At 54.1% G+C, this 13,294-nt stretch carries 11 protein-coding genes; 5 read left to right on the top strand and 6 right to left on the bottom strand.

The window, feature by feature from the left end; all coding sequences use genetic code 11:
* Positions 1 to 2 precede the first annotated feature (2 nt).
* From LOC67_RS00115 to LOC67_RS00100, 4 genes are all read left to right on the top strand, one after another.
* On the top strand, positions 3 to 1,514 hold the full coding sequence (locus LOC67_RS00115; protein WP_230260248.1) for a type VI secretion system contractile sheath domain-containing protein: 1,512 nt from the start codon (positions 3 to 5) through the stop codon (positions 1,512 to 1,514).
* 73 nt (positions 1,515 to 1,587) lie between these two features.
* Positions 1,588 to 2,661 carry a dipeptidase gene (locus LOC67_RS00110; protein ID WP_230260247.1) on the top strand — a complete coding sequence of 358 codons (1,074 nt, stop codon included), beginning with the start codon at positions 1,588 to 1,590 and terminating at the stop codon, positions 2,659 to 2,661.
* A gap of 15 nt (positions 2,662 to 2,676) precedes the next feature.
* A complete protein-coding gene (locus LOC67_RS00105; protein ID WP_230260245.1) occupies positions 2,677 to 3,036 on the top strand; it encodes a DUF997 family protein in 360 nt (119 codons plus the stop codon).
* A complete protein-coding gene (locus LOC67_RS00100) occupies positions 3,026 to 4,876 on the top strand; it encodes a sodium:solute symporter family transporter (RefSeq protein ID WP_230260244.1) in 1,851 nt (616 codons plus the stop codon). Before LOC67_RS00105 ends, LOC67_RS00100 begins: the two co-directional genes overlap by 11 nt.
* A 63-nt stretch (positions 4,877 to 4,939) precedes the next feature.
* Here the strand turns inward: LOC67_RS00100 and LOC67_RS00095 are convergent, their stop codons facing one another.
* Positions 4,940 to 5,749, bottom strand: coding sequence for a hypothetical protein (locus LOC67_RS00095; protein WP_230260243.1), 810 nt, complete (start codon positions 5,747 to 5,749; stop codon positions 4,940 to 4,942).
* A gap of 326 nt (positions 5,750 to 6,075) precedes the next feature.
* On the opposite strand from LOC67_RS00095, the gene LOC67_RS00090 reads away from it, so the two are divergent.
* Complete coding sequence (locus LOC67_RS00090) at positions 6,076 to 7,644, top strand: sulfatase (RefSeq protein WP_230260242.1); 1,569 nt, start codon at positions 6,076 to 6,078, stop codon at positions 7,642 to 7,644.
* A gap of 74 nt (positions 7,645 to 7,718) precedes the next feature.
* Here LOC67_RS00090 and LOC67_RS00085 read toward each other — a convergent pair whose 3' ends face one another.
* From LOC67_RS00085 to LOC67_RS00065, 5 genes are all read right to left on the bottom strand, one after another.
* Complete coding sequence (locus LOC67_RS00085; protein WP_230260241.1) at positions 7,719 to 8,483, bottom strand: hypothetical protein; 765 nt, start codon at positions 8,481 to 8,483, stop codon at positions 7,719 to 7,721.
* A 121-nt stretch (positions 8,484 to 8,604) separates the two neighbouring features.
* The gene (locus LOC67_RS00080; RefSeq protein ID WP_230260240.1) at positions 8,605 to 10,002 is read right to left on the bottom strand and encodes an aminotransferase class III-fold pyridoxal phosphate-dependent enzyme; all 1,398 of its coding nucleotides are present in this window, start codon (positions 10,000 to 10,002) and stop codon (positions 8,605 to 8,607) included.
* Positions 10,003 to 10,194: 192 nt separating this feature from the next.
* The gene (locus LOC67_RS00075; RefSeq protein WP_230260238.1) at positions 10,195 to 10,914 is read right to left on the bottom strand and encodes a uracil-DNA glycosylase family protein; all 720 of its coding nucleotides are present in this window, start codon (positions 10,912 to 10,914) and stop codon (positions 10,195 to 10,197) included.
* Positions 10,915 to 10,926: 12 nt separating this feature from the next.
* On the bottom strand, positions 10,927 to 11,667 hold the full coding sequence (locus LOC67_RS00070; protein ID WP_230260237.1) for a hypothetical protein: 741 nt from the start codon (positions 11,665 to 11,667) through the stop codon (positions 10,927 to 10,929).
* A gap of 202 nt (positions 11,668 to 11,869) precedes the next feature.
* Entirely contained in the window at positions 11,870 to 13,276 is a 1,407-nt protein-coding gene (locus LOC67_RS00065) for a DUF1501 domain-containing protein (RefSeq protein WP_230260236.1), read from the bottom strand.
* Positions 13,277 to 13,294: the final 18 nt, after the last annotated feature.

The following is a 13,294-nucleotide window of genomic DNA, read 5'->3' as shown; positions in this document are numbered from 1 at the left end:
TTGTGTCCGAGACGTTTCAATTCACAAGTCAATTCGGGAACGCTCCACAGGCAAAGCCGCGAGACCCAGAAGAGCCGATGCGAATACTCGTCATAGGCGACTTTGGCGGCAGCAAGAAGGATCCTGTCGAGCAACGTAAATTGCATCGAGTCGATGTCGATAACTTTGATGAGTTTTTTGAATCGCTTCGGCCCACGATACAAATTCCATCGGGAACGTCCGAGGCCTCGCTCGAACTGGCCTTCACCGAGCTTGATGATTTTCATCCAGACCAGTTGATTGAAAAGATACCGGAGTTCGAAGAGCTGCTCTCGATCCGTCGATTACTGCAGCATCCAAAAACGTTCGAATCGGCCGCACGGGAGTTGCGTGCAATGCTTCCGGCCTCGATTAATGAACCTGCCCAATCAGCCGATGCTCAGACTGCCGAAGAACGGCCAGAAGCCCCTTCCGACCCTGAATCCGATTCAGATTTGCTCGAACGCGTTCTCGGCAGAACAGCAACGACCCAGGCTCCGACCGACACGGCAACCGGTGCGATCGATCGACTGATCCACAGCATTGTCGCCCCTTACATCGAACCGAGTCGTGATCCACGCCAGGACGAGTACGTCGCTGCGGTTGACCATGCCATCGCCGGTCACCTTCGCAACATCTTGCATCATCCGCTTTTCCAATCCCTCGAAGCGAATTGGCGAGCGTTAGACTCACTGACCCGCGATGTCACGACGACAACCGAGATCAAACTTTTTGTGCTCGATGCGACGGCAACAGAGATAGCAGCCGCCACCCGATCCGCCGACTCGATCGAGCAAACCGAATTGATGAACCGGCTGGTCGAACAACGCGACCAACAGCCTTGGTCCTTGATCGTCACCGCCTATGAATTCGGCAACAGCGTCGATGACTTAGTCACACTGGCTAACCTAGGCGCGATCGCTACCTTCGCCGATTGCACGCTACTGAGCTCCGCGAAACCATCGATCATCGGCACGACATCGTGGACAGACGACCTTTTCGGTATCCAGCCGACTGAGTCAGTTGAACAACAGAACTGGAAATCGATTCGCAGTAACCCTGTCGCGACCCGAATCGCTTTGGTCGGACCGCGAGTCCTAATGCGCTTGCCGTACGGCCCTAAAACGGATCCGGTCGAATCGTTTGACTTCGAAGAAATCCCGGATCCAGAAAATTCACATCGCGAGTTTCTTTGGGGACCACCATCACTCGCCATCGCAAGTTTGATTGGCCAAGCGTTTCAAGACAGTGGCTGGTCGATGCAAGTCGAAGATCAGTTCGAGATTTCATCGATGCCCGCGTTCACTTACAAAGTTGACGGCGAAGCAGTGCTCTTGCCATGTGCAGAGACTTACCTTTCTGAACGAAGTGCCGATCGAGTTGCCGCGGCTGGAATCATCCCTCTGGTCAGTTTCAAAAACCGAGACGCCGCCCGGGTCTACCGATACCAGTCGATCGCGAATCCTCCTGGCAGCCTCTATGGAGCGTGGAAATAACTTCGCAAAGCTCAAAGTGCTGTTCAGCGTTATCCTACCACCGTCACGACTTCGATAGCCCCATGACCGCGATATGCTGATCTTCGATGCCCACCTTGACCTCAGCCTGAACGCGATCACCTACAACCGTGATCTTCGTCAAAGCGTCTCTGATATCCGGCTGCTTGAATCCGGCGAAAGCCAACTCGCCGGCTGGGGAAAGAACACGGTCGCCTTTCCACAAATGCGTGAAGCGGGCATCGGCCTTTGCGTCGCAACCCAATTGGCCGGCTGTATGAAACCGGCCGCTGCGGGCGGCGGCTGGAATTCACCCGAACAAGCTCGTGCGATGACCCAAGGCCAGCTCGCTTGGTATCGCGCGATGGAAGAATGTGGGCAACTTCGACAGATCCGTAACCTTTCGGATCTCGATGACCATTTGCAGAACTGGGATGCCGCCCCGGACAGTTCGCCGATCGGCTACATACTTAGTCTCGAAGGCGCTGATTCGCTTCGCACCATCGACGACCTCCATCGTTCCTATCAAGACGGGCTTCGTGCGCTCGGTCCCGCCCACTATGGCGTCGGCCGATATGCTTTGGGACATGACAAGGATGGCCCGCTTACGCAACCTTGTCGCGAATTGTTAATCGAGATGGACAAGCTGGGCATCATCCTGGACGCGACACACCTGTGCGAACAAACCTTCTTCGATGCACTGGATGTGTTTGGTGGACCGGTTTGGGCAAGCCATCACAATTGCCGCGCGATTGTGGATAACCCCAGACAACTGTCCGATCGACAAATCAAACTGCTTGCCAGCCGGGATGCGGTAATCGGCGTCGCTTTTGATATATGGATGGGCGTCCCAAATTGGGAACGGTTGGTCTCCAACCATGAAACCTATGCCGACGCGAACATGCGAGCACTGACCAATCATGTCGACCATATCTGTCAACTGATCGGCAACGTAAACCATATCGGTATCGGAACGGATTTAGACGGTGGCTTCGGAACCGAACAAACGCCTTCGGATCTGGATACAATTGCAGACCTGCTAACCTTCGTCGAATTGCTACGTCAGAAAGGTTACAGCGAATCTGATCTCGAAAGAATCTGCCACGGAAACTTCTTACGAGTGGTTCGAAACGCTTGGAAGAAGACCTAAGACGCCGTCAGCCACATGAATTCAGAATCTAGCAATCGTTGTCAAAACAAGCTCGATACGGAATTCGAAGACTCAACGCTGCTTCGCAATAGCCTCCGTGAAGCCAAGTGGATCCTATTGATCTGGTGCGGCTGCTTCCTTTGGGTCATCGGCTATTGCTGTCTCAACGGCTATCAAACAACAGCCCAACCTCTGCAACTTACTTTTGGATTCCCATCCTGGGTGTTCTGGGGTGTATTGATGCCATGGCTGTTGGCGACAACGATCTCTGTCTGGTTTGCGTTGCTAAAGATTCAGAACGACTCGCTTGAAATTGATTCTGCTGACGCAGTTGATCCGGCAAATTCAGCGGAGGTCGAGGGAGATGGAAAGTGAATCCAACGCCGCACTGGTGACCTTCCTGATCTACACGGTCGCTGTCCTACTGCTTGCGATCGTTTCCGAGCGATTTTCAAAAGGCAAGGAATTCGTTGGTGAATATTTCTTGGGCAGTCGCGGATTCGGGGTCTGGGCGTTCGCTTTAACTTTTGCTGCAACGAACGCTTCGGGCGGAAGCTTCATGGGCTTCCCGGCGCTGATCTATACGCATGGGTGGACCCTCGCATTCTGGATAGCGGGATTCATGATGCTCCCTTTGATGTCGATGGGGCTGATCGGCAAACGTCTCAACCAAATCGCACGCAAGCACGATGCGGTGACCATTCCAGAAATCCTTGGTGCCCGGTTTGCCAGTCCCCAAGTTGCCCTGGTAGCGACCTCGTTGCTGGTGTTCTTTATGTTCTTTTACCTGCTGGCTCAATTCAAAGCTGGCGGAAAAATACTGAGCACCCTGCTGGCCAATGAACCGACGTTTCGATCTTTCGCTGACATTACATCGCAGTTGACGCATTCCATTCCGTGGATCAACCAAGCGTCAGGTGACTATCTCGTTTGCCTGGTTCTCTTTTCAGCTGCCGTCATCATGTACGTCGTCTACGGCGGATTTCGAGCAGTCGTTTGGACTGATGTCATGCAAGGGATTGTCATGTTTGTCGGCGTCATTGGAATGTTAGCACTGGCCTTGTTTCAAGTCGGTGGCTTGGCCAACGCGACGACAAAGCTGGCCGAGATGACACCGCCCGAGTTTTGTCGAATCGTCTTAAGCGAAACGAAGCAAACCACAAGCCCGTCGGTTATCCCCAAAGGCACTTGGATCCGCCAAGGTGAAAACGCATTTCGTACGGCCGAATCCTGTGAAGTCCAGCCTGAATCGCAAGGCGAACCGATCGAAGCATTACGACTAACAACACCTGAAGAAATCAAGCAGATCAAGACAGACTTAATCGCTGAAAATATCACCGTGACCGTCCGAGAAACCACGCCTTACAAATTCGGCGCTGGACAAAAAGGCGTCTACGTCAGCAACCCTGGTCCGAGTGCGACCAGCGACGTAGGATTCTTGGCGATTGGGACCGCGATCAGCTTTTTCATTTTTTGGCCCTTTGGTGCAACCGGACAGCCTGCCAATATGGTTCGATTGATGGCCTTCAAAGATAGCCGCACCCTGCGGTTTTCGATCATCACGGTTTCCATCTATTACGCCGTCATCTACCTTTCACTGATCGTTATCTTTTGTTGCGCCCGCGTCCTAATGCCCGGCATGGAGATTGATCCGGATCGAACCATGCCGGACTTTGCGACAAAGCTGACCAGTACTGCTGGCGTTCCCTGGCTCGCAGGATTGCTCGTCGCCGCCCCTTTCGCAGCGGTCATGTCTAGCGTCGACAGCTTTTTGCTTCTCGTATCTTCTTCGGTCGTTCGTGATATTTATCAAAAACGGATCGATACGAACGCCAATGAAAAGACATTGCGGCGACTAAGCCATTTCGTCACCGTCACGATCGGTGTCTTAGCCGTGCTGCTGGTGGTCAATCCACCCATGTTCTTGCAAGACTTGATCGTGTTCGCCAGCGGCGGCTTGGCCGCTTGCTTTTTAGTTCCGGTAGTCTTGTCTCTCTACTGGAAGCCGATGACCGCGACCGGAGCGATCGCGGGAATGGCAGGCGGAACGTTGATGCATCTCCTATTGACCGGCTGGGGCTTTTATCAGCATGGTGAATTCCGCCCCTACGAACTGTTAGGTCTGAACCCTTTCATTTGGGATCTTTTGATTTCACTGATCGCAGCCATCGCGTGTTCTTTTAAGCCGCTAGCGCCCCGCAATCCAGCTTCCTGAATCATCGCAGCAATACAGACACGGCAATGACACTACTTTGCGATTAGCACAAGCCACGGAAGATCAGTGTCCTCCTGTTTGCCGAACTGCCGCGGTTGTCCCAGCGCCGTATGCGGCTGCCAACTTTGAAAGGAACAGATCGACTTGGTGATGCACATCACTGGTCGCCGAAACGATGATGACATGATCAATTGAAATCGCACTCGCAGGTCCACCGACACCCTCCCAAATGTCTGGCACAATGACCGACGTGATCGCCTTGGTGACTTCAGCACCACGTTCAGCGAGCGATCCTTCGAGGGTGTAAATCTCGACGGTCAGGTTACCTTCTGCAGCCTCAACCGTTGTCAGCTGCAGAACGTCATCCTTAACCAGATAGGCCATATCTAAATCAGACAACATCAGCCGCAAAAACGAACGTAGCTTGACGTTTCGCAAATCAATGGTGACGGGGACATCTGCATCGAGCCCGATCTCTTCGAGTGCTCGGAGATTAAGCACAATGGGAATCTTGTGTGAACTCGAAAGAGCTCTTGCCGCGTCACTCAGTGGGGTTTGGATAAAGGTCTGAGAGGTTTCATCATTTAATGCGGCTCTGATACGTCGTTCTGAATCGGAAGAGAACTTGGCGTCATCAATGCTCGATCGAACCGACACTACCTCACTGGCCTTGGACTGAGGCCTCGCCTGCTTGTTTAAATCAGCTATTGAGGCTGGCTTCGAAACCTCGGTTGGGTCGAAGGGATCCTGCGATCGACCAAAGGGATCATCCGGAGCCCCAAACGGATCATTGGTCTGGGCATTCACATCGGTTGCTATAGAGCCAATAGCGATGGCGACCAGCAAGAACAGAGTTCGATGGACAATTAACATTGAGAAGACTCTTGCCTGGGAGGAGTGGGAAGATCGAGTCATCAACTTCAGATCTAGAACCCGAATCATGACGCAATCACGCCCCCCATGCAAGTTTTTACGCGTTCACTACAACTCCCATTATTGAGCGATGCCTTATCTGATGGCTTAGGCGTTTGACTGCCTATCCTTTCGTTGTCGATACAGTCGCAACCCAGCTACTAACACAACGCTAAATCGGCTACCTCGTTTTATAAAACCAGCACGACCAAACTTGACCAGCTATCTTGGTCGTTTGATGCAGTCGACTTTGACCTCCCCGCCTCTCTCTCCTCCCGATGACTTTCATGAATCGTCTTGGACTCGCCAGTCTCTTCCTTTTACTTTGCTCGCTCACCTCGCTTGCCGACGAACGTCCCAACATCGTGATGGCTTTTGCCGACGACTGGGGAAAGTATGCCAGTATCTATGCCGAAGCAGCACCGGGCGGACCATCCGATGTCGTTTCGACACCCAATTTTGATGCGTTGGCAAAAGACGGCGTGCTCTTTAATCACGCCTATGTGAGCGCGCCTTCGTGCACGCCCTGCCGAAGCTCACTTTTATCAGGGCAACACTTTTGGCGGTGTGGTCGGGGATCGATTTTGCAAGGTGCCATCTGGGACTTTAGCAACGAAGCCTATCCGTTGATCATGGAAAAAGCCGGCTATCGAATTGGGCACACCTATAAAGTCTGGTCGCCGGGACGACCTGCCGATGCACCACACGGCGGCAAACGGACCGCGTTCGTTAAGCACGGACGAAAATTCAATGGCTTCTCTCAAAACGCGATGGCTGCGAATGATCGCGAAGCCGCGAAGGCAAAGCTGCTGGAAGAGGTTCGCTTGAATTTTCAGTCATTCCTGAACGGTCAAAACGCATCGAACGACACCCCGTTCTGCTATTGGTTCGGCCCCACCAATTGTCACCGAAAATGGATCGAAGGAAGCGCGCAAGAACTTTGGAACATCAACCCAGATGACCTCAAGGGCAAGCTTCCGCCCTACCTTCCAGATGTCGATGCGGTCCGCCAAGACTTCGCCGACTATCTGGGCGAAGTCCAAGCGTTTGACGCTGCCGTCGGTGTCCTGATCGAAGAACTAAAACGTATCGGTGAATTCGAAAATACGATCCTTGTCGTCAGCGGTGACCATGGCATTCCCGGTGTGCCGCGTGGGAAATGCAACCTCTACGACCTGGGAACCAATGTCCCACTAGCGATCCATTGGCCCGCCGGTATCAAGCACCCGGGCCGTGTCGTCGATGACTTCGTCTCGCTACCCGATTTGGCACCCACGTTCTTGGAAGCCGCAGGCCTCGCGGCTCCCGAAGCAATGACCGCTCGTTCGCTGATCGGCTTACTTGGTAGCGACAAGGAAGGACGCATCGAACCAACACGTGATGCAGTTTTCACCGGTCGCGAGCGCCACGTCGGTGTGGCTCGCGAAGGAAAGCTGCCTTATCCACAACGTGCCATTCGCACTCACGAACATCTACTGATCGTAAACTTTGCCCCCGAACGTTGGCCGATGGGCGACGGACCGAGTTTTGAAGAAACGCTTCCCAACTTTGAAACGTTGCGTGAAAACACGATCTCGGCGTTTGGGGATATGGATGCCAGTCCGACGAAAGCTTGGATCGTGACGAATCGACAAACCGAGCCAAGGTTCTATGACTTCGCGCTCGGACGTCGCCCAATGTTTGAACTGTACGACATGAAGGAAGATCCACATTGCATGACGAATCTGGCCCTCGACAGTCAGCACGCTGATGTCCGCGATCGACTTTATGAACGACTGCTTGATGAGATGAAAAGCACCGGCGACCCACGAGTCAGCAACGATGTCATCTTTGAACGATCGCCGTTTACCGATTGATTGGATCTCAATGCTGATTTTATTGTCGCCCTTCACTCCGTGGAGGGCGCGTAAGCTCAGTCACCGAAACCCAATCAACCTTGCTCACGAGCCAGCAACAAAACGACTTGTCGTTTTTGGCTCAACCGAACCATTTGCTCGGGACTCAAAATGACTCGCGTTTTGGGATTAGCCAAGTCAGAACAATGCAGCTTCGCCGGGTCATCTTGATCGACAGCTGCTTCCAATAAGAAACATCGATCGCCTTTCCGCAGCAAATAAACACCGTCGACAACCACGTCTTCGACTTGATCCAGCGCTTTAAAATCGTAGCGTGTGTTGATCAAATCCAACTGCCGATCGCCGATCAATTGGCTGAACTGTTTGATGTACTGAACGTCAACGTCGGTCGGCTTTAGAGTTTGGATACCCGATGGCTGTTTTACTTCATCGGATGAATCAGCCTCGGATGCCGGCGTCGAGTCGCGTTGGACCTTCGCCTCTTCACGTGCAACTTCCTTGGCCGCCAGGCGTTCGATTTGCCCTAGATAGTCTTCAAAACGCGCGAGCAAATCTCGCGCTTTTTCCTGACGCCGAACGAGTCGACGGACTTGGCGTTCGCGGTCTGGGGCCTTCGCCTCAAACTGCTGTTCCGGATCCTGCCTCAAAATGCGACGTCGGCTTTCTTTGTACGTCTCATAAGACTCCGAAAGCTTGGCGTGTGCATCCTGCATTTGCCTTTCTAGAAAAAAGGCTCGAGCATCCATCAACGCAGGACCTGCACTACTGCCGCGAAGCTCGCTGTACAGCTCCTGAAGGTCATCGACCGACACGGGCGTGCGCGTTGTTTTTGCGTTCAAGGGACTAGTCCGATAGCTAAGTTCAGGTGCGTAGAATAGACCTTCATCTTAGCAATCTGCGCATCACCGTTGGTTTAATGCAAGACGAATTCGCAGACAAAACGCGTCCAACACGCACATGCTATGCGTCAAGCACCTGACGAAGCAACGAAATCGCGTGATCGATATGCTCCTGCGTCGTCACGATCGGGGGCGGCAGAAAACGAATTCGAGTTGGACCGCCACCGCAAACGAACCCCAGCAATCCGATTTCGAACAGCGACATCATCATCGATTTCGCCGCATCGAAACTGCCATCGCCGGGCGTGAATGCGATCATCAACCCTTCACCAAATGGCCCCGCGATCTGATTAGGAAACTCATCGGCCAAGGCTGCTAACTGGTCCTGAAAGTACTTCGCCAATTGCATGTTGGTTCCGTCAGCACCGAAACATCCACGCTGCTCAAATCGATCCAGCGTTTCGATGCCGGTCGCGATCGATGCGGTCGAACCGGTAAACGTCTGGCTCAGGATTGGCCCTGTCGGCTTCATCGCGTCACTGTAAAGCGTTGCACAAACCTGCGTCACTTTGCCAACGGTCACAATGTCGGCGTACTTATCCAAACCATAGTGCTGAAATGCGAACGGCTTGCTGGTACGCGAAAAGCTTTGGATCTCATCGAAAATGATCGGCACGCCAGCTTCTTTCAGTGGCTCGCACAAGGCCGCGTAGAAATCGTTGCTACCGGGATAGTAACCGCCTTCACCGGCAATTGGCTCGGCCCAAAACGCGGCATAGCGACCGGGGTGACGTTTTAACAATCGATGCAGTTCGGCCACCGCTCGCTTGCGGCTGCCTTCGGGATCCGTCACGTCGCGGGCAGGTAAGTAATCCACCGCGACCGTTACTGGTAGCCCTGCACGATAGTTTGGCCGATCGGTAACGGCAGCCATCGCCAACGAACGTCCCGCGAATGCATTCTCAAACGCGATCACTCGATCTGCCGGAGTCGCTTTGTGCATCGCGATCTTCAGCGCATTTTCATTGGCCATCGCACCGCTTGTCGTCAACAAACAGTACGGAAGCGACGCGCCGCCTTGTTGGGCAAGCTTGATCAGCTTTTCCATCATCACGACGCTGGCAGGGTTCTGTTGCAAGTTGCCCTGCATCACGGTGTCTTCGATGGCAGCCCCAACCGCAGCATCGATCATGCCCGGATCACTATGCCCGGCACCGTAAACGCCGATCCCACCAATAAAGTCCAGTTTGACGCTGCCGTCGGCCAATTCAACGTAAGGGCCACGTCCAAGCCCCGATGTCAGGTAGGGCCAGATCGGTGGGCCGCCACGAACCGCCGTCAAACGGTCAAGCCAATCAGAATAGCTATCCTTCAACTCAGACTGCGCCGGACGAACCTGCAAACGCGACGCATGTTCCTCCACCGCCTCCCGGATCAAGCGTTTCGCTTCGATGATGCGTTCGTCTTGGCGAAGAGAATCGGCAATCGACTCGGTTGGTTCGGCGGCAGGTTGGCTCACGTGCTGATCTCGGCGAATTGATTTCGAATGGGTAGCTCTGACCGGTTTAAGAATGACACGAAGACGTCATCCGGCCAAAGTCCAGTTAATGTAACGAAAGTGCCCCAGAAGGTTCAGGGTGACTTTGAAGATCCCAATCTCGCCGCGTCACTGGTCGCCGGCAAAGACCGCTTCGCCGCCCTCCTGCAAGCACTACCAAATGCCGGATTCGCTCAGCTGCTTGGTGGCCGTTCCGGCCCAGTCGCGATTGGCCGCAGGTGACGCCGGACTGGGATGCAGAATCCTGGAAACTTGCGGCGGCGATTGAAGGTCTGCAACAACACGCTTTAGACAGGCCTCCGCGTAAGCCCCCACACCGACGGCGTGTTGTGGCGCAAGCACCTTCAGCACCGAACGCAGGTGATCGTCGCAGACAGCATCCAAGGGGGCCCGCTCGGCCGCGGGCAGCTTGTCCGGTGTCCGATTTCGAGCGCTGCTCTCCATGAATACCAAGGGGCAGTAGTTCAGCACGAAATGCTTTTTAAAGAAAGCTTTGGGCGATCCGAATCGCTCCTGGAACAAGCCCCACAATCGCCGCCCACTGACTTCGCTGCGGCTGCAGCTAAGTCCCTCGACGGGACGTTTCTCGTGCTCCACAGCAGGCTTGCCGATCGGCTGATCGATCTTCATCCAGTCGCGGACAGCGGCGATCTCGCCGAACGGAACCCCAGTTTGAGCCATCCCCCAGGGGCCGGGATTCATCCCCAAGAAGACGACCGAGACATTGTCACCGACGAAGGACAAATATGCCTCGTGTGATTTCCGAGCGTAGGCCAGAGGATTGTAAACATGCGTGACGGGCTCATCGAAATGAAGTTCGTCCACCGCTTTAGATAACTTTCGAGCCGCTTTGATGAGGGCCTTAGAATTCACCCGATCAACCTTTCAAACCGCCAAGTATTCTTCGATGGCTTCCGTCAAGACATCTTCGTCGGGCGTCTGTTTAACCCAATGTGACAGACAAGTCATCAGCACACCGATTCTGATTTCGTTGCGTCCCCAGACGGTGTACCCCAACGATCGCATCGCATCGTGATCGTTTTCGCCACCATCGCCGTCGCCGAATGAAAAATCAATGACCAAGGTTTTCGTCGGAGCAGCGGGCCACTGTGACGGATCAACCGATTCCGAAATCACAATCAAGTCCGCGTTCTCAATCGCTTCGGGTGAAGCCCAACCGATGGGTGACTGATGCTGCTCCTTCGCAATCCCATCAGGAATCGATGGGACGTCAGGGCCGATCCGCAACAAGGACTCGACAACTTGCTCGCCCTCGTCTTTCAATTCCGCGTCAGCAAAGAACTGCTTGATGGCGACGCCAAGCCACTGGCGAACCGTATCGCTAGACTGAAACGGAGTGTTCCCGAGTTCATCGCGCCAGAAAAAATTGTCGCTCGATTCACTCTGAACCCCGTCAACCAAATTTTGATCAAGCAACAGACCTCGAAATCCCAGCACCGCCGCACCCTCGATCGCTTCGGGAAGCCGCTCCGGTGGAACATCACAAGAGTGAACTCGCCAGGGTAGGCGCATCGATTCGAAAGCTCGCTCCAGTGCAAATTGCGCAGGGTTCCCCGCAATCGGATGTCCGAGAATCAAAACGACGGGCTCAGTGATGCCGTCCATGACGATCGTCAACTCTTCGATGGAATGGGGTAACCGCGATGACTGTAGTCTGACCGGCAGCACCCCCATTTGGCAAGACCGTAGCTGATCAACAAATTGACACCATCAGCCCCCTCCGCAGAGCAATCCCCGGTGGGAAGCAGAGCAGCCTTGCCAGCAAGCCGACGAATTCTGCACCCCCAGTCACATCAACGATCGAACGTCACGCGATGATGTCATGCACCACATTGCCGTACACATCCGTCAAGCGGAAGTCACGGCCAGCGTAGCGATAGGTCAGTTGCTCGTGATCAAGCCCCATCAGATGCAGCACCGTCGCGTGCCAATCATGAACATGGCAGGGATCTTCGACCGCTTCAAAACCATGCTCGTCCGTCGCGCCGTAGCTGAAGCCTCCTTTGACGCCACCGCCCGCCATCCACAAGGTATATCCCTTGTTGTTGTGGTTGCGACCGTCGCCGTTCTGAGCCGATGGCGTCCGCCCGAACTCACCTCCCCAGATCACCAACGTTTCGTCCAACATCTTTCGCGCTTTCAAGTCTGCTAACAAAGCCGCGATCGGTCCGTCACAAGCTTCTGCTCGCGCGGCGTGATCAGCCGTTAAACGCGTATGCTGGTCCCAATTGCCATGCGTGATTTCGATGAACCGCACACCGGCTTCGGCAAACCGACGTGCCAACAAACACTGCTTGCCAAACGTTTCCGTCGGGCCACCGTCAACTCCGTATGCTTTAAGCGTTTTGGCGTCTTCACTAGAAAGGTCCATCAGTTCAGGCATCGCGTCCTGCATTCGAAACGCCAACTCATAGGACTGAATCACTCCCTCGACATTGGCCGCATCGCCGCTCGGGATTTGGCTGCGATTCAACTTTTGAATCAAGTTCAGTTGACGACGCTGTTCACGGTCTGACAAACCAGGGTTGCGAATGTCGGGCACCGAGTCTTGGTTGCCGCCGGATTGGCGTGCCAACTGAGCAAACCGACTGCCCGTCCGCCCGACTTTCGTGCCCCCATAGATCGCTGGCAAAAACGCACTCCCATAGTTGCGTGAATTACCAGCCGGTGGACTGAGCGAAACGAAGCCTGGCAAACTTTCGTTTTCGGTTCCCAATCCATACAACGTCCACGCACCAATCGAAGGCCGAACGAACTGTGCCGTTCCGGTATGCATCTGAGTCATCGCGCCCGGGTGCACCGGCTGATCACAGTTCATCGAACGGATCAAGCACATCTCGTCGGCATGTTCAGCGACTTTGGGAAATAGGTCTGAAATCCAAAGTCCACTTTCACCGCGTTGTCGAAATTTCCAAGGTGACTTCAATAACGCGCCACCGTACTTACCGCGTTTTCCGTGATCCGATTCCAGCTGCGGCTTGTAGTCAAATGTATCGACATGCGAGGGTCCACCTTGCATGCACAAAAAAATGACTCGCTTCGCTTTGGCGGAAAAGTGAGGCTGTTTCGGTGAAAGCGGGTTGGCCGCAGACAATTCTTCGGCCATCGCCAACCTATTCGAACCGGTCAACATGCCCGCGCTCGACATTCCGGCCATCGCCAAATAACCAAACCCGGCCGACGAATGTTTCAACAGTTCACGTCGAGTCAACATGATTCAAACCCTGCTGCA

This window comes from Stieleria sp. JC731 (assembly GCF_020966635.1).
Classification (GTDB): domain Bacteria; phylum Planctomycetota; class Planctomycetia; order Pirellulales; family Pirellulaceae; genus Stieleria.
The sequence above is the reverse complement of the archived record's forward strand: the minus strand, read 5'-3'. Positions and strand labels throughout refer to the sequence as shown.

Bases quoted from the DNA above. Each gene is read 5' to 3' on its own strand.
- LOC67_RS00110 (WP_230260247.1), top strand. From the start codon at position 1,588: ATGCTGATCTTCGATGCCCACCTTGACCTCAGCCTGAACGCGATCACC.
- LOC67_RS00105 (WP_230260245.1), top strand. From the start codon at position 2,677: ATGAATTCAGAATCTAGCAATCGTTGTCAAAACAAGCTCGATACGGAA.
- LOC67_RS00100 (WP_230260244.1), top strand. From the start codon at position 3,026: ATGGAAAGTGAATCCAACGCCGCACTGGTGACCTTCCTGATCTACACG.
- LOC67_RS00095 (WP_230260243.1), bottom strand. From the start codon at position 5,749: ATGTTAATTGTCCATCGAACTCTGTTCTTGCTGGTCGCCATCGCTATT.
- LOC67_RS00090 (WP_230260242.1), top strand. From the start codon at position 6,076: ATGAATCGTCTTGGACTCGCCAGTCTCTTCCTTTTACTTTGCTCGCTC.
- LOC67_RS00070 (WP_230260237.1), bottom strand. From the start codon at position 11,667: ATGGACGGCATCACTGAGCCCGTCGTTTTGATTCTCGGACATCCGATT.
- LOC67_RS00065 (WP_230260236.1), bottom strand. From the start codon at position 13,276: ATGTTGACTCGACGTGAACTGTTGAAACATTCGTCGGCCGGGTTTGGT.